This window comes from Ruegeria sp. (assembly GCF_965243365.1).
Taxonomy (GTDB): Bacteria; Pseudomonadota; Alphaproteobacteria; order Rhodobacterales; family Rhodobacteraceae; genus Ruegeria.
In genome coordinates, this window is sequence record NZ_CBDEUW010000002.1 from 1,735,264 (window position 1) to 1,761,793 (window position 26,530).

Consider the following 26,530-nt stretch of genomic DNA (forward strand, 5'->3'; position numbering starts at 1 on the left):
CTCAATTAACCAACCAAACTTAAGCGGCAACCGTCGTGATCGACACGCTCGATACTCTAAATTGGGGTACTGATGAAGCAACCTTATGGCCGAAACAAGAGGAAATTGTGTCAAAAGCGATGGCGTCTTTGATGACTTTATCGAACGGCTGCAGGGCAGAATCTGTCGTGCATTTTCCAAGCAGAAGAGAGACGGATAGGAGTGCGTGGGCTGACTTCACCCTTTGATCAAAAGCTATCCACCCTAGTTATATGGGCTCTCCTACCACGTGGCCCACTTTAACTCTGACAGCGGCAGTTTCTTCCTTAAGTCTGAGTCAACAACAGATTCATTGTACCTGCCTTCGAAGGATATATTCCGCTGCACACAGACCGCGAGCTTGAGGTCCGAATTGAAACTCCATCTGCAACGAAAAGAAGCAAATTCAGCACTTGACCGCAGATGCAATGATGGGCTTAAAGCTAATTTTCTACTGAGGTGTGCGCTATGTTGCCTGCTCGTTTTCTGAACCGCTTCGGTATCCAGTCTGGGGAGTTTTTCTTCAAGACTTGCTGCGCCATCCTGATGTTGTGCTGGAGTATGTCTTTTTCAGCAGATTTCGTGCATCATGTAGTTTATGTAGCGCTTGTAGCAGTCTATTTTGTCGTTTTCCTAGTTGGTTCTTTTTGGGTGAAGCTCGTTTCAGCGGCGCTTTACCTGCCTTTGGTGTATATCCTATGGTTAGCGGGCTATGTCGACAACATGATCGGCACGCCAGACAGCCACTTTCTGGTGCTACTGATGCCCTTCTATATTGGCACGATTCTACTACGTTCCGGGTCGTCGGCTTGGGTTGCTACGTTGACTATATTTGGTTTCATCGTGTGTTTTCCGCTGACTAAATCTCCGCTGTTTTCTAAGACGAATAGCGCCAATTCTCTTGAACCGGCTTTCGCCCGAGAACATGCCCCGGGGCATGTGGACTGTGGCTACACCATTGATCACGATCTCGGCTACCGGCGCAAAGCAAATTGTGTAGGTCAAAAGACCAATCAAGTGCTTGGTGATGAGCTGCTGAGCGAGTACTTCCTAAAGACGGATGAAAATGCGGAGCGCGTGAACCCGGCACCTGCCCGCACGGAAGGGAGACTAATTTTCATTGGCGGTTCTCGCGTGTTTGGAGACGGAGTCCGTGATGACCAGACGTTACCCTATTACCTTTCCGATTTGACCGGAATTCGCGGAGACATTTGGGCGCTGAGCGGTTGGGGTATCGGGCAGAACGCATTTCTGCTGAGCGAGCGGTTTGAGGATGTTGCAGAAATTGCAGAGCTTGATCCGGTAACATTCGTATACGTCGCCTATATAGGGCATGTGGGGCGCAGCGCAGGTGGTTACATCGAAACGCTATACTATCACCCCAATTACCCAAGGTTCGAGGTTGCTGATGGTCAAGTTGCAAAGATCGGCCGTCTGAGAAATTACTCGTTCAAAAAGTACATCCTCTATTCCTCTCTCCATTATTTCTGCGAACGCCGCTGCAGGGCCCTGAACCGGCTGGGGTATGAGGCGGCACCCTATTCAGACCTCGTGCAATTCGTTGCGAATAAGGTTCAAGAGATTCCCAACGCGCGCCTGATTGTTGTCCTCCACCCCGGAAAGTCGGGCAGCGAAATCGAGTCCTATGTCGATCTTAAACAGTTGTTTCAGGATGCGGGGCACGTGGAGGTTCTGGATGCGACCGGGCTCTATCCGGAAAAAAGACCCTATGTGATCCACCCGGTCTACGACGGGCATCTGTCCGCCGAAGGCAACAAACGGCTGGCAGAATTCGTGAATCAATCGGTTTTTGCGCAGTAGCGGCTGCTACCTTGAGGAACCGGCCTGACGTCTCTGTGCGTTCGGGTCGGAATTGAATTCAGTCCACCTAGCACAATGGGTTTTCGCCGAGCCCGGTTTGCGCACTGCTACTTCAGAATAACGTGCGGTTCAGCACTGCCAAGCACATCCAAATGGACAACAAACCACTCCGGATGATTTTCGGGCAGCTTCTGGCGTGCCGTCGTCACAAAGAGATGCTGAAAATCCTGACCCTCAAACGCAGGGCAAGACGTATGGCCGGTTGGGAGATCAATCGCGGACAGGAATGCACCTTCCGGGCTGTAGCGCGCGACCCGGGTCAAACCCCATTGGGCGCTCCGCAGGTATCCTGCTGCATCCACCACGGAACCGTCCAGTTTGCGTTCAGGATGGTCATCCGAAGCGCGCAAATCGACGAACATCGCCGCCTCGCCCACTGGCCAGCCGGTTTCGGGGTCAACCTGGATGCGTCAGATAATGTGGGTTTTAGTGTCCGAAAATACGCGCAGTCCCGGCTATGGTCGAAGCAGATGGAGTTGGGGGTGCTCATTTTGCGCTTCAGAACCCGCAATCCGCCGCCACCATAGTGATCCGGACGCCAGCGATTGAGCGTTCCCATGCCCGCGCCTCCGGATTTGCTCATGGTGCCCGCCCAAAAGCCGCCCCATGCCTCGGCCCGACCGTCGTTAGAACGCGTCAACGGGTCGCCAGCCTCGATATCGCAGGGCGTTTCCTCGGACCTTGACACGAGGTTGAAGCTGCTCACCCCGGTTTCGCTGGCAATCAGCAGATGGTCCCGATCAATCCAACTCGCAGCGCTGACATTACGGTCGAATTCCTAGCTAAAGGATTGGGACCCTGCAGGCGACAGGAGTTTCGAATTGACGATATCGAACCAGAAAAGCTGCTGGCGCTCCGGATGCCAGAGGGGGCCTTCTCCAAGGGTACCGGGGCGATCATCAAAAATCTTCGCTTGATGGGTCATAGAATATCCAGATAACAATGCGCCTCAGACGTATTCCCAGACAGCCTGATACCCGCCACATGTGGTCGGCCACCAAATCCACCTCCCGCGGTCGATCCCGCTTGCAGAGCACCTCGCACGACTACAACCCCAGGTGCCGGTACAGGTTATTCAATGTGTTTTCATGCACATATTCAATGGCCTGTACGGTGCTGTTGGCATTGTGGCTCGAGACGGCGACGTTTTCGAACTGCAGCAGAGGATGATCGGTGGGCAGAGGTTCCTGTTCAAAAACATCAAGCGCCGCGGCCGCGACTTTGCCACTTTGCAGCGCGGCAATCAGCGCCGCTTCATCCACAAGCCCGCCGCGCGCCACGTTGCACAGGATCACCTGATCACGGGCTTTTTCCAGCGTATCCGCGTTGATCAGATGGTAGTTCTCAGGCGTTTGATTGCAGCACAAACAGATCACATCAGCCTGACCCAGCAGATCATCGAACGAAACAATTTGTGTGCCATCAGGCGCTGAACCCATATGGGGATCATGCGCAATCACATTCATGCCCAATCCGCGCGCCCTTTGGCCCACCCCCTGACCAATAGCCCCATAACCTACAACACCCATGGTCTTTCCAGCCATACCGGGAAAGCGTCCCTTCGGCCATTTACCTGCGCGGATCAATCGATCCGTACGCGCCAATCGGCGAGTCGCTGCCAACAATAAACCAATGGCATATTCGCCGACCGCATCTTGGAAAGCGCCCGGCGAGTTGCATACCGGTACATTCAATCGCTGTGCTGCTTCAAGATCAATGCTGTCAACGCCGGTTCCCCATTTGGAAATCACCTTGATTCGCGGCAGATATGCCTCAAGAACCGTTTGCGTGATCTGATCATCACCTGCGAGCCAACCATCAATATCTCCGGCGAATTCCAGACATTGCGGCTCGGTCATAAACTGGTTCACTTCAGGCCAGATTGGTGTCAGCCCTTTTCCCTGTAACAGCGCATCGAAGCGATCCCTTTCGTTTATCATCATTACATTTGAAACGAGCACATGCATGACGGGACCTTTAAGCCTTTTTGCGTTTTGCCAGAACGCCCAAAAGAGCTTCGGCTATATCAAGATCTTCTTGCGTTTTGATTACGTGGCCCGAAATCGCGCTCACCGGGTAAAAGGCGATCTTGCCATTGTAAGTGCCGATACTGCCTGCTTCCACCGCGTCGACATAGGATTTTGCGCGCCAGCCGGTAATCGACCAGGTTACGCGTTGTGTGGGCTCCAGATCTTGCGAATTTGTTTTCTCTTTGAACGTAAAGTTCACGGGCTGGTCATTGTATGCAACTTCAATTTGGTCCTGGATGCAGGACAGCATCACATCTGCGTCCGACGCGATAAACGCCTCGGCAAAGTTCTGTACTTCTTCCGCTGTCAGCAAGGGCGCAATCGAGTGAACCTGGATAAGAAGATCGCAATCGACATTTTTCAGAAAGTCATAAACGAACTGCTCTGATGTTGCGACTGAATTGCCCAACTCTTCCGGGCGCTGATAGAAGTTGATACCATATTGATCGGCAATCGCTTCGAATTCTGCGTTCTCCGAATTGACGTAGATTTCGTCAAAGTATTCTGCGTTTTTGCATTTCTCGATCGCATGGGTAATCAGCGGTTGGCCCGCCAGCGGAGCAAGGTTTTTCTTCTTCAGACGCTGGCTGCCCATGCGCGCCGGTATCATTGCAATTGTTTTCATGTTTTTCTTCCCATCCGTAGCCACCTCAAGTGCAGCTACGTGCAAAAAGCGGTCTATGCTTGTCAAAAATTTCTGGCGGCGCACAAAGGCTTTTTTGGTCGTCGTCAAGCGATACCGATGCAGCACAGAGGTCATAGCTGCCATAGTTCAGCCCAGATTCCTTCGCGATCAAGGCGCCTGCCATATCATCCCAACCCTTTGCTTCCCGGCTGGCGACAAGGCTCACCTTTCCTGCAGCGGCGTAACACAGGTGCATTGCCTGGCTGCCAAAATTGCGCAGTTTGAAGTCGGACAACAATTGTATAAGCGCATCGGGGGCTACATCCGCAAAATCCTTTAGCAACCCTGATGACACGACCGCAAGTTTTGATCTGCTTGGGGTGGGAAGCAGAGCAGTTCCGTTCAAAAATGCGCCACTGCCCCTCTGAGCGGAATAAATATCTTCTTGTACGACGTCATAAACAGCGGACAACGCAGGTCTACCGTCGATAATTAAGGCCACTGCAACGCTATAAACAGGCACTCCTGCAACGAAGTTCACTGTTCCATCCAGTGGATCAACCACCCAAAGCGGACCTGAACCCTCAAGCGAGCGGTAGTCTTCCTCTCCTACCACTGAAGACCCAGGGAACAATTCTGGCAACTTGGCCTCAAGCAGCTTCTGCATGCCTAGGTCCAAACTTGTGACCAGATCCAAACCATCAGAGCCTTTACCCCAGATTTCCGGGCGCTGTTTGAACACTTCTTTCACCCAACCGGGCAACGCATCGCATAACGCCGCATGTAAGCCGTCTGGAGCTGATTGACCGAGCATGGTCAGAACTTTCGTTCGGCAATAAGTGCTTCGTCCATGTTCGACATGCGCAGATACTGAGTCAGAATGTGAATGAAAGACATATGTATATCTTCGATGACCCCATAGTTCTGGGCCTCAACATGCACATTCACATCCGCTATATTCTTCGACCGTCCGCCCGAAAATCCGGTGAACGAGATAGATTTCATTCCAATGTGTTTCGAGACTTCGAGGGCCCTAACGATATTCTCGCTGTCCCCTGATGAACTCACCGTCCATAGTAAATCGCCCGGACGAGCCATGGACTGCAACTGATAGGCGAAGACCTCAGCATACGAGATATCGTTGGCAAGCGCCGAGTTCATTTCCGTATGCGCCGACAACGACATGAAACGCGGTTTCAACTTGGTGTCTGTGCGCACACATTTCAAAAAATCGCACAACGAGTGGTTAGCAATGCCTGCAGAGCCACCATTGCCGCAGATGTAAATGAAGTTGCCCGCTTGAATCGTTTCCGCAAGTACCGCGCTAACTCTGTCCAATGCGCTTAGGTTGCATAACGCTGAAGCCTTAGAGAGAATGTCGAAGTATTCAATTGCAAAGCTCTCACAACTTGGGAAGCGCCTATTTGGAAAAAAATCTTTCATATCCGATCATCCTTCGAAGATGGGTAACCTTAGACTTCCAGGACAAAGCGCAGAACCCCGGACCTAAGACTACGCTGTAACAGGATTTGCAAGTCACGCAATCGGTTTTGGTCTGCCTCTCGAAAAAAGCCAGACCAGAACGGGATATCAGAATTCTCGGCGGTCTTGAAGTAGCGATTGAGAATAACTGCATCCAACCGGCCGGGCGTGGAAATTTCAAGAACTGAAAACCCGATCCGTGCGCAAAAAGCCTGAAAGCCCTTGATGGAAAATACTGTTAGCCGATCAAGTGGAATGAAGCTGGGGGAATCTGCGCCTAGGATTTCATACTCCAAGCCATCCGCGCAGGAACTGGCAATGAAAATCACTGTTCCTGGCGACACCGACTGTTTGATCGTCCGCATAAGAGACTCAGGATCTGCAACCCGATCCAGTTCTGTCGGCACAAGGACCGCACTCGGTGTTATTTTTCTCAGGTGCTCTTGAATGTCATCAAAATCAGCATTGTCGGGGTTTAGAGGCAGGAAATCCCAACTTCGGTTGTGACTTAGCCGTCGTGTCGATGCTGGCCAAGCGGTAGCCTGTGAGGCAAATCGAATGTCAACGACCGCATCAAGCGGGCGCTGCAGCCGCGCTTCGGTAAGACTGATCCAATTCATAAGTGAAATGAATTCGAACTCTCGATCATTGCCTGAATCGCTCTCTTCTTTTTGATTGATTAGGTCAAGCCGCAGACGGTCTAGCGTTCGCTGACATGGAACGCGCTGCGCGTAAATGGTGTTGCAATCGGCGCAGCGCTGAAATTCCAGTAATGTTTGGGAGAAATTTTTGCTTCTGGCGAAATCTCCCCCGCAGGCAGGGCAATTCTGACGCGGTGTCCAAGCAGTATCTCCATTCAGTAGTAACTCTAGCAGTGCTTTGTTACGAGCATGACGGTATTGAGCCGATTTTTTCCCAGTGATTGTGCTGACGTCAGGAAGATGATCCAAAAAAACAGGTGTTTGCATCGTCACACTGCCTGATTAGAAAGAGCGTTTTGTTCTTGCAGTATTTGGTGCCATTCCGGGTCGGCGGAGTAAATTCTTTCGACCAACTCCATCACGTCCAGCGCTTGTTGCGATGTGCCGCTGCGCAACGGTTCCTGCCTCACAACCGCATCGTACAACTCGGTAATCTCTTTGTCCCAGGATTTGTCTTCCGTAAAGCGCAATTCCTGACTTTCCGGGTTCGGAATTGGATTGCCGCTTGCATCCAGTCTATTCAACGCAACCGTCAGCACTTCTGTCCCATAACTACCCGACGCCGAAAGGATGCCGTCCACGGACAAAAAACCATTGCGCAAATAAAGCTCAAGCCGAAACGTATGCTGCCACTGGGTGGCGGAAGAGTGGACTGACGCGACGATGCCATCGGCATTCTTCATCAAAGCGAAAGCATTATCTTCAACCGGAACGTCTGTCCAAAAGTTGCGCTGGACATAGCTTTGCACGTCCTGAAAACGACCAGCAAACATTTGAAACAGATCCAGCATGTGAATGCCCTGATCAATCAAAATGCCGCCGCCTGACTGCGCCGGATCATTGCGCCAGTTCTGCGCGTAGTTCGGACCACCGGCCTTGCCGTAGACCCCGCGCATGAAATAGAGCTCACCCATCGTCCCAGCATCGATCAGCTTTTTTGCCTCTTCAATCGCATCATGCATCCGATGATTGAAGCCAAATTTCAATACCCGGTCTTCTGCCGCGTGTTCAGCGGCTATCATGCGTCGCACATCATCCGAATTACGGCCAGGTGGTTTTTCGGAAAAAACATGTTTGCCGCGTTCAAGCGCGGTGCATACCACGTCCGGGATCATCTTGTTCGGAACACTACAAACGACGATGTCCGGGTTGTACTCATAGACCGCCAACGGGTCTGTGACCATGGGAACGCTTGCGTCGGGGTCCAAAGATGTGTCGCAGGCGACAATCACTTCAAACCCACCATGACGTTCCATAGCCTCGTGGCGAATTCTTCCCATTTTGCCATAACCAACTATGGCCACACGCAAAGTCATAAACCAATCTCTCTTCCATATGGTGCAGTTCCCTGCAACGCTCCAAAACGGTGAAAAACAGTCTGAACGCGAGGTCGAACTGACCATATCAGGCTCCAAAGTCGGTGCAAGTTGGAAGTCGCTTTTTGGCGTCCGCAGATGCGACTTGAGAGAGACTTCGCTTGCGTTACGTCTATTCAAAGCTATGGATTACCCAACGCTAAAAAGTAAGGAAAATTTATGGATCCAACACGGTCAGAACACACGCGCGCGGCCCTGTCACAAGCCCGCGCAGGAGGGCACCTCGCTCCTCTTGAAGACTCGGATATACCTTGCAACCTATTCGATGCATATGCCATCAGCTTTGCGCAAATGAAAAGTATCGCGGCATGGAAAATCGGCGGCGCCAATCCATGGTCGCGGAGAGTTTTCAATAACAAAGACAGTTTCATTGGCCCCCTGCATCCAGATGAACTTTTTTTGGAGACTTCGTCCGTTCCAGTGTCGCACCTTAATGCACCGATGGCGGAGCCGGAGATCATGCTGGAACTTACCTCAAGTGATAGTGCCGGTCGCAACATGGAGTTTTCCCGTATGGCAATTGGGTTTGAAATTCCGGCATCAGTTCTGCCAGAGGTCTTGAAATCGAGCTTGAACGGGCAAATCGCGGATAGGGCCGGGGCAGGTGCTCTGTGGATCGCGGGGATCACCACATTTGATCGAACTGTCTTGCAGCAAGAGTTCTCATCTCGCACTTGGCGGAACGGAATGGAAATCTCGCCCGGTAGCTCCACCAATCTTCCCGATGGTCCACTTGGTGCGGCCGAGGAGTTTCTCCGGATTGCCGCCGATATTGGCGCTCCACTGCTGCCAGGGCAGTGGGTCGCAACTGGCGGCCTTAGTCCCGCTGTTGCGGTAGCGGCGGGTGATTCAATGCGTGTTAGTGCTCTGGAATGGGATGTAACCCTCACCCTCTCTTGATATCAAATCCAAAAGCAGCGGTTATCATAAATTGCGAGCAGGCCTCGTCCGAGAAAAATCTGATCAAAAGACCGAAATTCCAGTCTTTCCAGGAGATTTCCGACCAACGGGGGCGCCGCGACTAGCCGGGTGAACGAACGACAATAAAGTTCTTTATGATTGCGAGTGAACTTGGGATTTGGCGCGCAGCACAGAGCCAAGGCCCTCTATCAAGTCTGGATGTAATGGATGACTCAACCGCCCATGGGTATACTTGACCTGATAAACAAGGTTCCTCACGAATCTACTTAGAGACGATCCGGTTTTGGTCGCTATTCTGCAAGGCTCAATCGTACTATTGAGCGCTTCACGCTCTTTAACCATTTGTTTGGCGAGCGTGAGAATTGGGATTTCGTGTTCCCAGTAAAATTTCAGATCGATATCAATCGGTCGCGCAATCGGCGCGGCGAGTTCAAGTAGTCGCGTGGCAGCCCTGCGCCCAAGGATATAACCCGTAGTTCTTGGCGGCAAACGATCAGAAAGAACCAGGCTTTGATCCGCGACAGCCCCGAGAACCCGGGCATTCCTGTCAGGCACCCCGTCGAGTTTAATCATGACATTTTCAAAGCATTCAGCACATTGATCTATCGCTTCAAGGAAGTGCCTTGGGTTCTGAGCAAATGTAGCGTCATCCTCCAAGGCAAGACTCACGTGGTTGGGACTGTCCGCGATCCTCTGCCAAATCTGACGGTGCCCAAGCGTACACGCAATTTCATTTCGGCTCAGCGGTCGTTTGAATTTGATGCGATTCATATCAGCATCGTAAACACGCAACAGATCAGCATCTTCAAGCTCGTCGCCGGATATTGCATCCGCAAACACATACTGCAGGCCAAGATGCGCCATTTCATTTCCACAGAAACGCCGCCGCCCCGCATCTTCTGGCAGGCTTAGAATAAAGGTCCTGATCAACACTAAACTTTCGCCAAGAAAACCCGGGCACAATTAAGAATCATGCAGAGTACGAGCAAGGGGATAAAAAGTACCTTTCATCAAATAGCCGATTTCTCTACCGTAAGGCAATTTTTCACCGCTGTTGCAGAAAACTTGGGGGGAAACGGGATATTTTACAGACGAAGGACTCCACAACTAATCCAACAAGAATGAAAATATAGTGCTAAATATTAGCGGAAGTCTGATTTGTTTCTTACGCATGCCCAAGCAGGTTTCTTCCTGTCAGGCTGCGAGCTAGGTAGCTCAAACAACTCCTCACCACTACGCTTGTTTTAGTAGGCACCCGTATTTACCTACCCTGTGTGGTTCTTGGACGAAGCACGGCTTATGTATCGCATAGAGCTGCGGCCTCGCATCATCTGCACTTTAGGTAGGCATGGATATAGGATACCTGGGCGAGAACACGGTTTCACGATTTGGAGAATACAATGTTAAAGCGCGCCTGGGACAAGTGGCGATCAGGCTATATAGGCCGTCTGATCGGCGAAAGCTTCTATGAGCAAGGTGCACTATACGGCATTGCGATTTTTGCAATGATTATTGCTGCCGTTGCGACTGCTGGTTCGGCTTACATGATGGAGTACATTGTTGACGCCATGACCAGTCCCGAGATGCGCAGTTGGACCCATATCATTGCTCTGAGCGTTGTTAGCCTGTTCCTTGCAAAGGCTTTAGCATCCTACGTTCAAGCTATGTATCTCGCCCGCGCCGGCAATCGAATTGTTGCGGCTCAACAAGAACGCGTTTACCGAAAGTTGCTAAAGCACGGTGTTGCGTTTTTTAACGCCAACGAATCCTCCGATTTATTAATGCGCACAACCAACGGAGCACAATCCGCCCGCCGATTGATTGACGTTCTGGTGACCGGTTTTGTTCGAGACTCATTGACCCTGGTCGGGCTTATCGTCGTCATGGTCTACCAGCAGCCGGTTCTGTCGATCATGTTCTTCATCGTGGGTCCGGTGGCTCTGCTTGGTGTGCGCTACCTGTTAAAAAGTGTCCGTGCAATTATGCAGGCAGAGTTTAAATCTCTGGCCGAAATCATCCGTGTTCTTCAGGAAACTTCAAGCGGTATCAAAGTGATAAAGGTCTTTTCGCTTGAGGATCGTATGATTGCTCGTATGGAAACAGCGATCCGAACTGTCGAAAAACGATCAAACGACATTGCTAGGTTACAATCCATCGCCAGCCCGCTAATGGAGTTTCTGGCTGGGCTCGCCGTCGCGGGCGTTCTGGTCGTCAGCACCATGGGAATTGCCAATAGCGAACAGCCCACTGCTGGCCAATTGATGTCGTTCATCACCGCGCTGCTGATGGCCTATGAACCTGCCAAACGCCTCTCGAAGATGCGAGTTCAGATCGAGACCTGCATGGTCGGCGTCGGAATGTTGTTTAGACTGCTGGATGAAGAAAACACCATGCAGGAAAGCCCGGATGCGCTTGATCTGCCAAGAGGTCCGGGTGAGATTATCTTACGTGACGTCACATTTGGATATCATGGTGCCGTGCCGGTGATCCAGGATATGAACGTGAAGTTCGAGGCCCAAAAGACCACCGCTTTGGTAGGTCAGTCCGGAGGCGGAAAATCAACCATCTTCGGCCTGATCATGCGATTTTACGATCCGGACCAGGGCGGCGTGGAAATCGACGGTCAGGATCTGCGTGAGATTAGCTTTGCTTCATTGCGTCGCAAAATCTCTTATGTCGGTCAGGATACCTTCCTGTTCTCAACATCGGTGATGGAGAACCTTCGATGTTCCGCGCCAAACGCATCGGATGAGGACGTCATTGAGGCCGCGCAAGCCGCGCATGCTCATGACTTCATCTGTGATTTACCCAAAGGATATGACACCCCGGTTGGCGAAAACGGGGCGTTCCTGTCCGGGGGGCAAAAGCAGCGCATCGCGATTGCCCGCGCCATCCTTCGCAATGCAGAAATCTTGCTGCTGGACGAAGCTACCAGCGCGCTGGACGCTGAATCGGAGACCCTAGTCAAAAGCGCGCTGGATGCTCTGACAAAGGACGTGACGGTGATCGTAATCGCGCATCGCCTGTCAACTATTCTAGAAGCGGACAAGATCATGGTCGTGCAGGACGGCGCCATTGTCGAACAGGGTAATTTAGAAGAATTGATGCGGAACGATGGCAGCTTCCGTCGACTGTTCGATCAGCAGTTCAAAACAATCGACACGGCGCCCGAAGTGGTTGCGTTACAAACCTCAGACCAAGGTTGACGAACTCACGTTAAAAGGTGCTTGTTCCCCCAAGCCCATTGAGAGTAGGTTTCGCAATGGCCTCTTTGAAAGGCTGCCACTTCGCCAAGGACTTGATTTGGTTCTGTTGCATACTTTTAACCGTAGAGGCCAATAGGTGTAGCACGTAGATGGTTATCAGTATTTTCGGAGATGTCCTCAATCCGTGTTGATGTTTTGTGCGAAAGACCAAAGCTTGGTTCTTGGTGCGCAAGGAGATTAGGCTGCGGACCGCAACACAACTAAGCAAATTGTTGGCCCTCCTAGAACTGCTTCACTATTTGTCAGGCTCAGGGAGGTTGTGCTCTGAAGCCCGGAACTTCTGCCATTTGCGATTGGAGTTGGTTCATGTCGCCGTAGGATAGCTACGAAAGGACAAAGAAAGGGCGCACAGATACTACAACGAGAGCTATTGGGAACACCCCGCCGGCGATACTGACCAACTCACATTGCGATACCAGCCCGTCATGCTGAGAAAATGCGAAAAACTCATACCTACTTGGCAGAAGGATGGGTAGCAGAGCAGCCAAACCCATGGACTCTCCGCGAAGTGGAGGAAAACTAAGGCTCAGATGACCGCCACCACACCAACTATCTTTGGAAGTCGTCTTATACGCACCTCAGCCGCTAGTCCAAGCGCTCCGATCAAGCGCTTGTCTGCCAAAGCGCTTGATCATATTGGCTTATCGTTCAACCAATCAAGAATTTGCCTGGGCGCGTTCCCAATCGAGCGTGCGCAATTTCAACACAGACATGTCTCTGCGTGTAGGTTGCAATTCAGTTTCTCAAAGAACCGGCACAAAAAAGGGCTGCATCTCTTTGCCTTCGGACCATGCCGTCAATGCAAATTCAGCGATATCCAATGCTTCGCGAATGGTAACGTCCATATCCAGGTACCGGTATGTACCCAGTCGCCCGACAAAGGTTACCTTCCGGGTTTTCCGAGCCAGTTCAACATACTCACGCAGCAGTTCCTTCTCTTTCACCTGACGGATCGGGTAATAGGGAATATCGTCTGGCCCTGCCGCGCGTGAGAACTCGCGATAGCAGATCGAACTTTCGTGGGTCTCCCATGGTGAGAAATGCTTGTGCTCCGTGATCCGGGTATAGGGCACATGTTCTTCGCCGTAGTTCATAACGGCGCAACCCTGATAATCCCCATCATAAGTGAAGCGTTCGAAATCAAGGGTGCGGTAACCCAGACGACCCAGCTCATAGCCGAAATAACCGTCCAGCGGACCGGAATAGAACACGTGATCATAGTCATCGCCCATGCTTCGATCAAACAACGTATTTAACTTCACGGTGATCAACGGATGATCAAGAATGCCAGCGATCATCTCAGTATAGCCATTTTCAGGCATGCCCTGGAATCTATGGAAGAAATAGTTGTCATCATAGTTGAAGCGGACCGGCAAGCGCTTGAGAATCGAGGCGGGCAGCTCGGAGGGATGGCAACCCCATTGCTTGATCGTATAGCCCTTGAAGAACGCCTCATAAAGCTCGCGCCCAACAAATCGCATAGCCTGTTCTTCAAAACTCTGCGGGTCAGCAATTGACGTATCTGCTTGCTCCTCGGTGATAAACGCATGGGCCTCGTCCGGGCGCATCGTCCTGCCGAAAAACTGGTTGATTGTGTGCAGGTTTACCGGGAGGGAAAATACCTGACCCTGAGATGTTGTTTTGACCCGGTTCTTGTAGGGCATGAATCTGGCATAGCGGTTGACATAGTCCCAAACGCCTTCATCGTCCGTGTGAAAAATGTGCGGCCCATACACATGTACCATCACACCAGTTTCTGCATCGCGCGCCGTGTGGCAATTGCCACCGATATGATTGCGACTGTCCAGAATGGTGACCTCGTGGCCTTGCTCTGCAAGCTCCCGCCCGATAACGGCCCCTGAAAGGCCCGCGCCCACCATCAAGAAACGACCCTTAATCATTTGGCTACCTTTTCGTTTCGGCAATTAGGGCCCAACCTTCTCGGGAACCTATACACGATGCGCAGATTTGAAGAGCAACTCGCATGGCAGAGACCTATCTGCTTGATGATATTGTTGTCATGTCCAGAGGCTTACTGATCTGGCGCCTGGCTACTTTGACAATTCCAGCCCTTGCTTCCCGTTTACATCGAAATCCGGAAAGAACCGACAACCAGCATCGACACATACGCCATCCCATCTGAATACGCCCGGAAAGCGGCTGACCTCCTACAAGGATCCCGGCAAATACCAGGGGAACGGTACGATCGGTCAGGTTGAACGCCTCTTTCAACGCAGCTTCTTCCTGCTCTGAGCTGAGATTGTTTTTTGCCGCCATTGCTACCTTGAGGTTTTTTCCGATCGGGCGGGTATGGTGCATGGCAATCTGGTCCAGAATGGCAGCGCGAAAAGCACCAGCTTCGGGCCATCGACACCATATATAGTCCAACCCATAGCCGCTCATCGTATCCTTGAACAGCGGCAAAGCCCTGGCCAGAATATCATGATGAAGGCAGGGGGCCATGATCTCAACATAGTTAGTATATCGCAGGATGAAATCAGGACACTGACTAAACACAAAATGCGAGAAATAGCTATCGGGAGTAAGGGACGGCTGCGCCACACTAAGCCCATGCTGTTCCATGGCGGCGAACAGGGCGTTCACATCGCTCGCAGAGATATCCAGATCATCGTCGGGAAGCCAATAGAACTCGTACCGGTTCAAGTCACGATCGACGATGGTTTCATACAGCCCGTCCCACTTGCCACCCTTAATCAGAACGGCTTCGACTCCGGGTTCCGGAACAAAGTTTGCAAAAGCTTCCTCGGAAAAATAGCTGACCACCAAGTCAAAGTGCCGATCATCGTAGTCCATCTCCAGCCAACGATGATGCAACGAGGAGTCCCCGGCACGAATGACCACAAGGTTCTTTTTCATACGCTGGCCCGTATTTGACCTTCGACGTGGCGCAAAGGGGCAAGATCGTCCATCGAGTCCGGATTAAGCGGATGAGTCAGGCGCCCGTAAGTAAAGTTTGCCTGATATATCAGATTTCGGGCAAACCGGCTGAGCGGTGATCCGGGTTTGATATCACGCCGCGGGCTTTCGATGTTGCTTTTTGTAAACTCGCGCTCGTTAACCAGTTGCTTTGTCAGTGTCAGAATTGGGACACGATGTTCCCAGTAGAACTTCAGGTTGATATCGATAGGCCTGGCAATTGTTTCCGTGAAACTTAGCAAGTTCTTCGCGGCCTGGCGGCCAATAATATAACCGGTTGTCCGCGGAGGCAGACGGTCAGACAAAATCAGGCTTTGATCGGCAACTGTACCCACAACCCTGCCTGCACTACGGGACACCCCTTCCATCTTGATCATGACGCCCTCGAACTGCTCGGCGTTCTGCATCAACGCTGTCAGAAATGGCCTGGGATCATGTAAAAATGTGGCATCGTCTTCCAGGACGAAGCCAATGGGTTGTTCTCCGTCGGCTATCTTTCGCCAAATTTTGCGGTGTCCTAGGGCGCACGCAACCTCATTCCTGTTTAGAGGCCTTTTGAAAACGCTGCGGTTTAACTCGGCGTCATAAATGCCATCAAACACCTCTTCCGCCAGCTGGCTGCCAGCGATTCCGTCGATGAACTCAAAGGACAAACCCAGCTGTGCCAGTTCGCTCCCACAAGCATTCCGACGCGCTGCGTCTTTTGGTAAGCTGAGAATGGTCGCCTTGATTGACACTTTATTCTACCGCAATAATTTTTCTCGTTGTAGGCAGCACTTCAAAGGCGAACAACAGTAAAACACTTATATTTCACACATGCTTACAAAATCAGCAGTATTTCGCTGCCGCGTGCTTCCCGCGCCAAAAAACCAAGAAAGGTATTTTAATGACCAGTATTGACACAATATCGATTATTCAGACGCAAAGAAAGCGCGCCTTTCCGATAAGAGTGTGACATTTGGCCTTTCTAACAAGCACTGCAAAACCAAACGGACCCCTTTGCCGCCTTTCCCCATCCCAACGGAACTGCGGCACTGCATTCTCTCCATTTTTGGCAGAAACAAAAATACGTTATCTGAGCGAAAGCAGGGGTTCATTATCCGGAGACCGCTATGATAATCCGCGCCTGGGATGAATGGCGATCAGGCTACATGGGCCGCCTCATTGTCGACAGTCATATGTGCAGGGGCGGCTGTACGGGGTTGCGATCATTGCGATGATCGCAGTTGCAGCGACGACGGCAGGCTCGGCCTACATGATGGAGTACATCGTCGACGCGATGACAAGCCCAGAGATGCGTGACTGGGCTGTCGTGATTGCGCTGAGTGTTGTGTGCCTGTTCCTGATGAAGGCATTGGCGACTTATGCTCAGTCGATTTACCTCGCCCACGCGGGAAATTTAGATAGTCACCGCACAGCAGGGCCGGGTGTATCGCAAGCCACTTCGGCACGGTGTTTTGTTTTTTTGGATAACGAATCGTCAGATCTTTTGATGAGACCACATACGGCGCCCAGGCAGTTGATCGACGTCATTGTCACCGGGTTTGTACGTGATGCAATGACACTTTTGGGTCTAGTCATTGTCATGGTCTATCAGCAGCCCGTGCTGTCGGTGGTGTTCTCAATAGTCGGGCCGTTGGTACTGCCTGGGATCAGATATCTGCCAAAAAGTGTACGATCCATCATGCAGGCCGAGTTCAAGTCTCTGGCCGAAATTATCCGTGTGATTCAGGAGACTTCCGCAGGCATTAAAGTGATCAAGGGATTTTCTCTCGAGGATCGGATGATCGATCGTATGGAAACGGCAATCCTGAAGGTCGAGGAACGTTCAAACGAAATTGCCCGCTTGCAGTCCATCGCGAGCCCCTTGATGGAATTTCTGGCCGGTTTGGCAGTCGCGGGCGTTTTGGTCGTCAGCACGATGGGGCTTGCGGGTAGCGAACAGCCGACGGCTGGACAGCTGATGTCGTTTATTACCGCATTGTTGATGGCTTACGAGCCCGCAAAACGCCTGTCCAAAATGCGTGTGCAGATTGAGACTTGCATGGTCGGTGTCGGCATGCTGTTTGGGTTGCTGGATCAGGAAGATACCATGCGGGAAAGCCCGGATGCACATGACTTGACGGATGGTCCGGGTGAAATTGCTCTGCGTGACGTGACATTTGGATATCATGGTACTCTGCCCGTGATCGAAGGCATGAGTGTGACCTTTGAAGCGGGGAAAACAACGGCCTTGGTCGGGCAGTCGGGTGGCGGCAAGTCGACGATATTCGGCCTGATTATGCGATTTTATGACCCTGACATGGGCAGCGTTGAAATCGATGGGCAGAATTTGCAGGAGGTCAGCTTTTCCTCTCTGCGCCGCAAGGTATCCTATGTTGGCCAAGACACCTTTTTGTTTTCGGCTTCGGTAATAGAGAACTTGCGATGTTCCGCGCCGAATGCGTCGGACGAGGAAGTCATGGATGCTGCCCGCGCGGCACACGCACACGAGTTTATCTCTGAACTGCCCAATGGGTATGACACGCAGGTCGGCGAAAACGGAACCTTCTTGTCTGGCGGGCAAAAGCAACGGATTGCTATTGCCCGCGCAATTCTTCGCAACGCGGAAATTCTGCTGTTAGATGAGGCGACCAGCGCTTTGGACGCAGAGTCAGAGAACTTGGTGAAAAATGCCCTTGATGCGTTGACCAGGGACATGACGGTAATCATCATTGCGCACCGTTTGGCGACAGTTCTTGAGGCCGACAAGATTATGGTCGTGCAGGATGGCGCGGTGATAGAACAAGGAGATCTGGACCAGCTGATCCAGAGCAATGGCCAGTTCCGAAAGCTTTTTGATCAACAGTTCAAAACCACAGAAAAAGAAAGAGAAGTCGCCGAGTGAAGGCGCCTCTGGCTTGTGGAAATGGTTACGCGCCCGCGGCTGGTTCAGTAAGGCGTCACGCCCGTTTCTCACCGATCGAGGCGATACCCAAAACCGAAAGAACTTTGGCTTCGATCTGTTCAGCATTCATGCCGGCCACGTCATACATATCCGCCGGGCTTGCCTGATCAATGAAGGTATCTGGCAGCACCATTGACCGATACTTCAGCCCGTAATCGAACACGCCCTCATCCGCCAGTAGCTGCGCCACGTGGCTGCCAAAACCGCCAATGGCACCCTCTTCAATGGTGATCAGCGCTTCGTGGTTGGTGGCCAAATCCAGAATCAGGTCACGATCCAGTGGCTTGGCAAATCGTGCATCTGCGATGGTTGGCGTGATGCCTTTCGCAGACAGGGCCTCAGCCGCCTTTTGCACCTCGGACAGCCGTGTGCCAAACGACAGTAACGCCACCCGCGCGCCCTTCTGGATCATGCGGCCCTTGCCGATTTCCATAACTTGGCCCCGTTCGGGCAGATCAACGCCCACACCTTCGCCGCGTGGATAACGGAAGGCGATGGGACCTTCATCATGCGCCGCGGCGGTGGCAACCATGTGCATCAACTCGGCCTCATCTGCGGCGGCCATCACCACCATTCCGGGCAGGTTGGCCATATACGCGATGTCAAACGATCCCGCATGGGTGGCGCCATCGGCCCCAACCAGTCCCGCACGGTCGATGGCAAAACGCACCGGCAGGCGTTGGATCGCCACATCATGCACCACCTGGTCATAGCCGCGTTGCAGAAACGTTGAATACATCGCGCAAAACGGTTTCATACCACCCGCAGCCAGCGCAGCCGAAAATGTCACCCCATGCTGTTCGGCAATCGCCACGTCAAAGCAGCGTGACGGGTAGCGTTCGGCAAAAAGGTTAAGCCCTGTGCCATCCGGCATCGCGGCGGTCACGGCAACGATTTTGTCGTCGCGCGCGGCTTCTTCCACCAACGTCTTGCCAAATACCGATGTATAGGAGGGTGCGTTCGAGGGCGTCTTCTTCTGCTCACCTGTCACAACATCGAACTTCGCCGTGGCATGGCCCTTGTCGCGGGCTTGCTCTGCCGGGGCGTACCCTTTCCCCTTTTTCGTCAGAACGTGAATCAGGATTGGTCCGGTCGCCCGCGCCTTGACGGTACGCAGAACCGGCAGAAGCTGATCCATGTCGTGGCCGTCAATGGGGCCAATATAGGAAAAGCCCAGCTCTTCGAACAGCGTCCCGCCCACGGCCATGCCCTTCAGCATCTCCTTGGCGCGCTTGGCGCCTTCGCGGAAGGGTTCGGGCAGCAGAGAGACCGCACCTTTCGCAGCCGCCTTCAGGTCGTGGAACGGTTCTTCGGCGTAGATGCGCGATAGGTAGGTCGACAAGGCGCCGACCGGTGGCGCAATGCTCATCTCATTATCGTTGAGGATGACAATCAGGCGTTTCTTCAAATGGCCTGCATTGTTCATCGCCTCAAAGGCCATGCCAGCCGACATCGACCCATCGCCAATCACCGCAATCGCGTCGCCCAGACCTTCGGGCGTCACGCCACCCAGATCACGCGCGACGGCAAAGCCCAGCGCGGCGCTGATCGAGGTGCTGGAATGCGCCGCCCCAAACGGGTCATAGGGGCTTTCGCTGCGCTTGGTGAAACCGCTCAGACCATCTTTCATACGCAAGGTACGAATGCGGTCACGCCGTTCCGTCAGGATCTTATGGGGATAACACTGATGCCCGACATCCCAGATGATCTTGTCGCGCGGCGTGTCAAACACTGCATGCAGCGCCGTGGTCAGCTCAACCACCCCCAGCCCGGCACCCAGATGGCCACCGGTGACGGACACGGCAGAAATCGTCTCGGCCCGCAGCTCGTTGGCCAGTTGATGCAACTCCGCATCCGAGAACTGCTTGAGGTCCGCAGGGCGGTTCACAAGATCCAGCAGAGGCGTATTCGGGCGGTCTGACATTTGGCGTTCCTGGCTTAGCTGTCCCGGGCAATAACGAAGCGAGCAGCCTGCTTCAAGGTTTCAGCCTTTGGTCCGTACCCATCCAGTGCCGCGCAAGCATTCTCCATCAGCTCGGCGGCGCGGGATTTGGCGGCATCCAGACCCAGAAGCGAGACAAAGGTCGCCTTGCCCGCATCAGCATCTTTCTGCAGCCGCTTTCCGGCCTTTTCGGCATCGCCCTCAATATCCAAGATGTCATCAGCAATTTGAAAAGCAAGGCCAAGGGCTTGGGCATATTGGCGCAATGGGGCCGGATCGGTTCGTGCCAACACGGCACCGGCACAGGCAGACCATTCAATCAACGCGCCGGTCTTGCCCGCCTGAAGCCGTGTGATCTGATCCAGTGTCAGGGGTGTGGCCGCAGTTTCCGCCGCAATATCCAGCGCCTGCCCCAGAACCATACCTTGCGCGCCACTTGCCTTGGCCAAAGTCAGGGCCAATTCCGCGCGAATCTCTGCTTCACCGACCTCAGGGCGCGTACACAGCTCAAATGCCAGTGCCTGCAACGCATCCCCGGCCAATACGGCAGTACCTTCATCCCATTTCACATGCACAGTGGGCCGCCCGCGCCGCAGATCGTCATCATCCATGCAGGGCAGATCGTCATGTACCAACGAATATGCGTGCAGAGCTTCGATCCCGGCAGCGGGCCAAATCGCCTGAGCCTGATCCACGCCATGCAGGCGCGCGCTTTCCAACACCAAGAACCCGCGCAGACGCTTGCCGCCCTTCGTGGCGTAAGCCATCGCCCGGGCCACATCCAGATCACCCAGGCCCCCCAGAATCAGGTCAAAATGATCCTGAATCCGCGCCGCATCCTGCGCCAGTTGTTCGCGAAACATTCACTGACCTTCAACAGGCGTCGTCCCGGTCGGCTGACCGTCTGCATCCAGAGTGATCGCGGCCACTTTTTCCTCGGCGCGCTTCAACTCATCCTCGCAGCGCTTTTTCAACGCAGCACCTCGTTCATACAGCGCAATCGACTGATCCAGCGCCACGTCCCCGCGTTCCAACTGGCCCACGACCGCCTCCAGCTCTTTCATCGCCTGTTCAAACGTCATCTGTTCAACGGGTGTATCACTCATCGTGCTGCCTTCATCAGTTCTTCCACATGGGCGCGTGTCGCCTCGGCCAGTGCGTTCAGATCATACCCGCCTTCCAGAGTCGAGACGATACGGCCTTCACAAACTTCGTCGGCAATCTTGCACAGTTCGGCGGTGATCCACGCAAAGTCGCCCGTCGACCAGTTCAGATTGGCCAGCGGATCGTCCTGATGGGCATCGAACCCGGCAGAAATGATAATCAACTCCGGCCTGAATGTCCGAAGGCGTGGAAATACCTGCGCCTCATAGACCGCGCGCATCTCGGCGCCACTGGATCCCGGAGCCAGCGGGATATTCAGGACAGTGTCATAAGCCCCGGTCTCGTCCGGCCGGCCCGACCCGGGCCAAAGCGGCATCTGCTGGCTGGTGATCACCAGCGCACGGCTCTCATCCCACAACAAATCCTGCGTGCCATTGCCATGATGCACGTCAAAATCCACCACAGCCACGCGTTTCAAACCATGATGATCGAGCGCATGTTTGGCGGCCAGCGCTGCGTTGCCGAACAGACAAAACCCCATTGCGGTTTCACTTTCCGCGTGATGGCCAGGTGGACGCGTGGCGCAAAACGCATTCGAGACCTCGCCGCCCAGTACCATATCCACCGCCCGCACAGCAGCGCCCGCCGCCCGATAAGCCGCGTCGACCGAACCCGGTGACATGAACGTGTCTCCGTCGATCTGCGCAAATCCGTCTGATGGCCGGGCACCGCGAATGTCACGAATATACCCTTCCGGATGCACCCTCAGCAGATCGTCATCCGCGACCAGAGGTGCCGCCACCCGCTTCAGATTCAACGCTTCCAACGCGTGCAATACATGCTCCAACCGCGCCACGCGCTCAGGATGGCCCCCTGGCGTCACATGACCAAGACAATCGGCATGAGTCAAAAGCGCGGTTGTCATCGGGATCCCTTCTTCATCTGGCTAAAAATATCCTCGCCGAAGGCATAAAACCGCCGCGCAGCGGCAAAATCAATCGGGCGCCAACATATATCCGGCGCCTCGAACAGTCTGCAAATAACGCGGCTGTTTCGGGTCCTGTTCAATCTTTCGACGCAGGCGGGTGATTTGGACATCCACCGCACGTTCCTGCGCCTGTCCTTTGTCGCGGCCCAAATCCTCAACCAGCTTGGCCCGGCTAATGGGCTCGCCCGGCTGGGCCGAGAAAATTCTCATCAACTGGCTTTCCGTAGCCGTCAGGCGCACCGGGTCTTCGCCCTGCCACATCTCGCCACGCTCGATATCATAACGGATCGGCCCCAGATGAATGATCTTGGCCGCCGTGTCCTGCGCTGGCGTTTCCGGCATCCGCCGCAAAATAGCGTTGATCCGCAGCAACAGCTCTTTCGGCTCGAACGGCTTGGCCAGATAGTCATCCGCCCCGGCCTCAAGTCCTGAAATCCGGTGTTCCGTCTCACCCTTGGCCGTCAACAGCAGGATCGGAGTTGTATGCGTCTCGCGCAGCGCACGGGTCAGGCTCACACCATCCTCGCCCGGCATCATCACGTCCAGCACGATCAGATCGAAATCCAACCCGGACAACACCCGCCGGGCATGGGCCGCATCGCGGGCCGAAGTAACCAGAAACCCGCTGCGCATCAGAAATTTCTTGAGCAGATCGCGAATGCGCTCGTCATCATCGACGATCAGAAGATGGGCGTCCATATCGCTCATAAAGTCGTATCCCGCAGTTTTGTGTAGGCATGACGCATATCAGCATCCATCATTGCTTCAAGCACTTTGCGAAATCCGGCCACCGCTTCGGGTCCGGCCTCTTTGTAGGCTGCACGCATCCGTGCGCGCTGGGCGTCCGACAACTTGGCCTCCAGCGCCTTGCCCTTATCCGTCAGAAATAGGTGGCGTTCCCGTTTGTCCACCGTTCCAACCCGGCTTTCGACCAGCCCGTCGTCGATCAGGCTGCGTAAGACCCTGTTCAGAGACTGTTTGGTGACGCCAAGAATGGCCAGCAAATTATTAACCGTTGTCCCCGGCGCGCGGTTTATGAAATGGATGGCCCGGTGATGCGCCCGGCCGTAAGCCAATTCAGCCAGAATGCGGTCCGGATCGGCGGTGAAACCGCGATAGGCAAAGAACATCGCCTCGATGCCCTGCCGCAGCTGTTCATCCGTCAGAAACAGCAGGCTTTCTCCAAAGGCCGGAACGGGCCGGGATTCAGACATGTTTTGCCTCATGTTTTGCCTGGGTCGAGTTTAAGTCAGCGTTGTTGACATTCCAAGGGCGGAGGAGTATCGAAAACCCGATTTTACGCAATTTTTCCCCGAAATCTTGGGGTTATTGCGCAACATGCGAAAAATCATCCAGGGGCAGGAGGGCTAGTATGGCGGGATATGATGATCGTGACGGTGTTATCTGGTTGGACGGCAAACTGGTACCGTGGCGCGAAGCCAATGTTCACATCCTGACACATGCCATGCACTACGCCTCGTCGGTTTTCGAAGGTGAACGCGCCTATAACGGCAAGATCTTCAAAAGCCGCGAACATTCACAGCGTTTGATCGCCTCGGCCGAGGCGTTGGACATGCCGATCCCGTACACGGTGGATGAAATCGAGGCCGCCAAGGAAGAGGCGCTGAAAGCCAGCGGTCTGCAGGATGCCTACATCCGGGCATTGGTCTGGCGTGGTTCGGGGGACGATATGGGCGTTGCCTCGGCCAAGAACCCGGTGCGTATGGCTGTCGCGGTCTGGCCTTGGGGAGCCTATTACGGCGATGCCAAGATGCAGGGCGCAAAACTGGATATTGCCGAATGGAAGCGGCCCAGCCCGGAAACCATTCCGGTGCATGCCAAGGCGGCGGGTCTTTACATGATCTGCACCATTTCCAAGCATAAAGCCGAAGCCAAAGGCTGCTCGGACGCGCTGTTCATGGACTGGCGCGGCTATGTGGCCGAGGCGACTGGTGCCAATGTGTTCTTCGTAAAAGATGGTGAGGTACACACACCGCTGGCCGATTGCTTTCTGAACGGCATTACCCGCCAGACCGTCATTCAGATGCTGAAGGACAAGGGCATCACGGTGCATGAACGCCGCATCAAGCCCGAGGAAATGGCCGATTTCGAACAATGCTGGCTGACCGGCACGGCTGCTGAGGTTACGCCGGTTGGACAAATTGGCGACTACACATTCGAGGTCGGCGACCTGACCCGCGAGATCGCCGAAGAATACGAGCAATTGGTGCGCAGCTGAGCTGACGGGCGTAGAAATTCGCCAAACCATCCACAACCGTCATAATATCATCGTGATACATTCACGAATCTGAGCCGCCTCTTTTACAAAACGGCGGCTCACTTTCGCTCGCCAACCGAGTGGCCGGTCGTCGGTCACCAGACAGGAGAGCCTTTATGACCAACTTCATTCGTCCTTCGCGCCGAACCTTTTTGGCAGGCAGCACCGCCTTTGCCGCCTCTCTTTCTATGCCGGCCATCAGCCGGGCCGCGTCCCGCCCTGTGTTCACCCATGGTGTTCAATCCGGTGACGTGGACACAAGCTCGGGCATGATCTGGACGCGCACAGATCGCCCTGCGCGCGTCATGATGGAAGTTTCGACCACAGAGAGCTTTGCCGATGCGCGGATGTTGACGCCGATGGATGCAATTCCCAATGGCGACTTTGCTGTGAAACGGTTGGTCGACGGGCTGCCTTCTGATCAGGATATCTTCTATAGGTTTGTAGCGGCGGATCTGAGCGACATTAACGTTAGATCAGAGCCTATTATTGGCCAATTCCGCACTGCACCAACGTCGCGCAGGGACATTCGATTTGCCTGGTCCGGCGATACCGCGGGCCAGGGCTGGGGGATCGATGATGAAGGCATGCGCACCTATGCCACCATGGCGCAGCATAAGCCGGACTTCTTTATTCATTCGGGCGACACGATCTATGCCGATGGCCCAATGAAAGACGAGGTGGAAAAAGACGGTCAGGTGATCTGGAAAAATACGAGCCTGATCGATGAAAAGCGCAAAGTTGCCGAGACTCTGGACGAATTTCGCGCCCAGTGGAAATACAATCTGATGGATGATCACGTTCGGGCCATGAACGCCGTCTGCCCGACGTTCTTCCAGTGGGATGATCATGAAGTCGTCAACAACTGGTCGGATTCCAAGGATCTGATTTCGGATGACCGCTACAGTGAAAAGTCGGTGCACGTCCTGCAATCCCGCGCAGGCCGCGCATTTCATGAGATGACACCGATGCGCATTACACCGGCCGAACCAGGGCGCGTGTACCGCAAAATCGCTTATGGTCCGATGCTGGATGTCTTCTTTCTGGACTTGCGCAGCTATCGTGGTCCGAATGGCCCGTCGATGGAGGACGAGATCACCGAACAGTCCCGTATTTTGGGGGCTGAACAGTTGGCCTGGCTCAAGCGCGAACTGGCCGCATCCGAGGCCACTTGGAAAGTCATCGCATCGGATATGCCAATCGGGCTGATTGTCTGGGATAACTGGAGAGAACAGGCAGGCGCCGAAGCGATCTCGAATGGCGACAGCGGCCCGGCCAAGGGGCGCGAGTTGGAAGTTGCCGAATTGCTGCGCTTTATCAAAACGGCCGGAATTGTGAATACGGTCTGGTTCACGGCCGATGTACACTATACTGCGGCCCACTACTACGACCCTAACAAGGCGCAATTTCAGGATTTCGAGCCATTTTGGGAGTTCGTGTCCGGCCCACTGCACGCTGGTACTTTTGGTCCGAACGGGCTGGACGGAACCTTTGGTCCTGAAGTGAAGTTCGTCAAAGCTCCTGCCGAAGGGCAGGGCGTGAATTTACCGCCCAGCGCGGGTCTTCAGTTCTTTGGCCTTGTCGACATCGACGGCGCGACGGAACAGATGACCGTGCGTTTGATGGATCGCGCCGATACCGAATTGTGGTCGGTCACACTGGACCCCAAGCCACGCGCGATCTGAAGGTCCAAAGCAACGTCACTGCGCCCAGCAGACCTGCGGGCGCTTTTTTGACTTGATATTTCCGACTAAAATAATCAGATAACCCTAAGCGCCCGATGAATCAAAATCGGCGCAGAGTTTCGGGGCGGTTTGCGGGCCTAGCTTTAGAACTGGCGAGGGCTTGCCGCCACCTCGGAAACGAGTGAACTTGTGGTAAAGAGGTCGAAGGATGAGCGATCCACTCGACGAAATCCTTGTCAGACATGACGCAGCTACATGTTGTGGCTGCGGGTGCGATGATGATTTTTCAGCTTATGTCGACCAGTGCAAACCCAAAAGGAATACGGACGACGACAAGCGCGTAGAAACC

Annotated in this window: 24 protein-coding genes; 6 read left to right on the forward strand and 18 right to left on the reverse strand. The window is 53.7% G+C overall.

Going from position 1 to position 26,530, the window contains the following annotated elements:
* The first annotated feature begins 486 nt into the window (after positions 1 to 486).
* Entirely contained in the window at positions 487 to 1,839 is a 1,353-nt protein-coding gene (locus tag ACP0GE_RS12270) for a hypothetical protein (RefSeq protein WP_424832225.1), read from the forward strand.
* 107 nt (positions 1,840 to 1,946) lie between these two features.
* On the opposite strand, the gene ACP0GE_RS12275 is transcribed toward ACP0GE_RS12270, so the two are convergent.
* From ACP0GE_RS12275 to ACP0GE_RS12310, 8 genes are all read right to left on the reverse strand, one after another.
* Positions 1,947 to 2,261: an SMP-30/gluconolactonase/LRE family protein gene (locus tag ACP0GE_RS12275; protein ID WP_424832226.1), complete on the reverse strand. Its 315-nt coding sequence runs from the start codon at positions 2,259 to 2,261 to the stop codon at positions 1,947 to 1,949.
* Positions 2,159 to 2,644 carry an SMP-30/gluconolactonase/LRE family protein gene (locus tag ACP0GE_RS12280; RefSeq protein ID WP_424833849.1) on the reverse strand — a complete coding sequence of 162 codons (486 nt, stop codon included), beginning with the start codon at positions 2,642 to 2,644 and terminating at the stop codon, positions 2,159 to 2,161. The genes ACP0GE_RS12275 and ACP0GE_RS12280 overlap by 103 nt, the downstream gene beginning before the upstream one ends.
* 301 nt (positions 2,645 to 2,945) lie before the next feature.
* Positions 2,946 to 3,866 carry a phosphoglycerate dehydrogenase gene (locus ACP0GE_RS12285; RefSeq protein WP_424832227.1) on the reverse strand — a complete coding sequence of 307 codons (921 nt, stop codon included), beginning with the start codon at positions 3,864 to 3,866 and terminating at the stop codon, positions 2,946 to 2,948.
* Positions 3,867 to 3,876: 10 nt separating this feature from the next.
* Positions 3,877 to 4,554 (reverse strand): cytidylyltransferase domain-containing protein, encoded by a 678-nt coding sequence (locus ACP0GE_RS12290; RefSeq protein WP_424832228.1) that lies wholly within the window; start codon positions 4,552 to 4,554, stop codon positions 3,877 to 3,879.
* A 25-nt stretch (positions 4,555 to 4,579) separates the two neighbouring features.
* Positions 4,580 to 5,368: an inositol monophosphatase family protein gene (locus tag ACP0GE_RS12295; RefSeq protein ID WP_424832229.1), complete on the reverse strand. Its 789-nt coding sequence runs from the start codon at positions 5,366 to 5,368 to the stop codon at positions 4,580 to 4,582.
* Positions 5,369 to 5,370: 2 nt separating this feature from the next.
* Entirely contained in the window at positions 5,371 to 5,997 is a 627-nt protein-coding gene (locus ACP0GE_RS12300) for an SIS domain-containing protein (RefSeq protein ID WP_424832230.1), read from the reverse strand.
* A gap of 29 nt (positions 5,998 to 6,026) precedes the next feature.
* On the reverse strand, positions 6,027 to 7,004 hold the full coding sequence (locus ACP0GE_RS12305; RefSeq protein ID WP_424832231.1) for a hypothetical protein: 978 nt from the start codon (positions 7,002 to 7,004) through the stop codon (positions 6,027 to 6,029).
* Between the two features lie 2 nt (positions 7,005 to 7,006).
* Positions 7,007 to 8,053, reverse strand: a complete 1,047-nt coding sequence (locus ACP0GE_RS12310) for a Gfo/Idh/MocA family protein (RefSeq protein WP_424832232.1) — start codon at positions 8,051 to 8,053, stop codon at positions 7,007 to 7,009.
* 219 nt (positions 8,054 to 8,272) lie between these two features.
* Between ACP0GE_RS12310 and ACP0GE_RS12315 the strand changes: the two genes are divergently transcribed.
* The gene (locus ACP0GE_RS12315; protein WP_424832233.1) at positions 8,273 to 9,013 is read left to right on the forward strand and encodes a hypothetical protein; all 741 of its coding nucleotides are present in this window, start codon (positions 8,273 to 8,275) and stop codon (positions 9,011 to 9,013) included.
* A gap of 153 nt (positions 9,014 to 9,166) precedes the next feature.
* Here the strand turns inward: ACP0GE_RS12315 and ACP0GE_RS12320 are convergent, their stop codons facing one another.
* Complete coding sequence (locus tag ACP0GE_RS12320) at positions 9,167 to 9,967, reverse strand: glycosyltransferase family 25 protein (protein ID WP_424832234.1); 801 nt, start codon at positions 9,965 to 9,967, stop codon at positions 9,167 to 9,169.
* A 467-nt stretch (positions 9,968 to 10,434) separates the two neighbouring features.
* On the opposite strand from ACP0GE_RS12320, the gene ACP0GE_RS12325 reads away from it, so the two are divergent.
* Positions 10,435 to 12,240, forward strand: coding sequence for an ABC transporter ATP-binding protein (locus tag ACP0GE_RS12325; RefSeq protein ID WP_424832235.1), 1,806 nt, complete (start codon positions 10,435 to 10,437; stop codon positions 12,238 to 12,240).
* A gap of 803 nt (positions 12,241 to 13,043) precedes the next feature.
* Here the strand turns inward: ACP0GE_RS12325 and glf are convergent.
* The 3 genes from glf to ACP0GE_RS12340 all read right to left on the reverse strand — a co-directional run bounded on the left by glf (position 13,044) and on the right by ACP0GE_RS12340 (position 15,974).
* Positions 13,044 to 14,201, reverse strand: a complete 1,158-nt coding sequence (glf, locus tag ACP0GE_RS12330) for a UDP-galactopyranose mutase (protein WP_424832236.1) — start codon at positions 14,199 to 14,201, stop codon at positions 13,044 to 13,046.
* Between the two features lie 94 nt (positions 14,202 to 14,295).
* The gene (locus ACP0GE_RS12335; RefSeq protein ID WP_424832237.1) at positions 14,296 to 15,177 is read right to left on the reverse strand and encodes a hypothetical protein; all 882 of its coding nucleotides are present in this window, start codon (positions 15,175 to 15,177) and stop codon (positions 14,296 to 14,298) included.
* A complete protein-coding gene (locus tag ACP0GE_RS12340) occupies positions 15,174 to 15,974 on the reverse strand; it encodes a glycosyltransferase family 25 protein (protein ID WP_424832238.1) in 801 nt (266 codons plus the stop codon). Before ACP0GE_RS12340 ends, ACP0GE_RS12335 begins: the two co-directional genes overlap by 4 nt.
* 398 nt (positions 15,975 to 16,372) lie before the next feature.
* On the opposite strand from ACP0GE_RS12340, the gene ACP0GE_RS12345 reads away from it, so the two are divergent.
* Positions 16,373 to 18,124: an ABC transporter ATP-binding protein gene (locus tag ACP0GE_RS12345; protein ID WP_424832239.1), complete on the forward strand. Its 1,752-nt coding sequence runs from the start codon at positions 16,373 to 16,375 to the stop codon at positions 18,122 to 18,124.
* 55 nt (positions 18,125 to 18,179) lie between these two features.
* Here the strand turns inward: ACP0GE_RS12345 and dxs are convergent, their stop codons facing one another.
* The 6 genes from dxs to ACP0GE_RS12375 form a co-directional block, all read right to left on the reverse strand.
* On the reverse strand, positions 18,180 to 20,108 hold the full coding sequence (dxs, locus tag ACP0GE_RS12350; protein ID WP_424832240.1) for a 1-deoxy-D-xylulose-5-phosphate synthase: 1,929 nt from the start codon (positions 20,106 to 20,108) through the stop codon (positions 18,180 to 18,182).
* A gap of 14 nt (positions 20,109 to 20,122) precedes the next feature.
* Positions 20,123 to 20,989: a polyprenyl synthetase family protein gene (locus tag ACP0GE_RS12355; RefSeq protein ID WP_424832241.1), complete on the reverse strand. Its 867-nt coding sequence runs from the start codon at positions 20,987 to 20,989 to the stop codon at positions 20,123 to 20,125.
* Positions 20,990 to 21,232 carry an exodeoxyribonuclease VII small subunit gene (locus tag ACP0GE_RS12360; protein ID WP_424832242.1) on the reverse strand — a complete coding sequence of 81 codons (243 nt, stop codon included), beginning with the start codon at positions 21,230 to 21,232 and terminating at the stop codon, positions 20,990 to 20,992.
* Positions 21,229 to 22,155, reverse strand: a complete 927-nt coding sequence (locus tag ACP0GE_RS12365) for a histone deacetylase family protein (protein ID WP_424832243.1) — start codon at positions 22,153 to 22,155, stop codon at positions 21,229 to 21,231. Before ACP0GE_RS12365 ends, ACP0GE_RS12360 begins: the two co-directional genes overlap by 4 nt.
* A 69-nt stretch (positions 22,156 to 22,224) precedes the next feature.
* Positions 22,225 to 22,926: a response regulator gene (locus ACP0GE_RS12370; protein WP_424832244.1), complete on the reverse strand. Its 702-nt coding sequence runs from the start codon at positions 22,924 to 22,926 to the stop codon at positions 22,225 to 22,227.
* The gene (locus ACP0GE_RS12375; protein WP_424832245.1) at positions 22,923 to 23,432 is read right to left on the reverse strand and encodes a MarR family winged helix-turn-helix transcriptional regulator; all 510 of its coding nucleotides are present in this window, start codon (positions 23,430 to 23,432) and stop codon (positions 22,923 to 22,925) included. Before ACP0GE_RS12375 ends, ACP0GE_RS12370 begins: the two co-directional genes overlap by 4 nt.
* Positions 23,433 to 23,590: 158 nt before the next feature.
* Here ACP0GE_RS12375 and ACP0GE_RS12380 point away from each other — a divergent pair, with 158 nt between their 5' ends.
* Both ACP0GE_RS12380 and ACP0GE_RS12385 read left to right on the forward strand, forming a co-directional pair.
* Positions 23,591 to 24,457 carry a branched-chain amino acid aminotransferase gene (locus ACP0GE_RS12380; protein ID WP_424832246.1) on the forward strand — a complete coding sequence of 289 codons (867 nt, stop codon included), beginning with the start codon at positions 23,591 to 23,593 and terminating at the stop codon, positions 24,455 to 24,457.
* A 155-nt stretch (positions 24,458 to 24,612) separates the two neighbouring features.
* Positions 24,613 to 26,181 carry an alkaline phosphatase D family protein gene (locus ACP0GE_RS12385; protein ID WP_424832247.1) on the forward strand — a complete coding sequence of 523 codons (1,569 nt, stop codon included), beginning with the start codon at positions 24,613 to 24,615 and terminating at the stop codon, positions 26,179 to 26,181.
* Positions 26,182 to 26,530 lie beyond the last annotated feature (349 nt).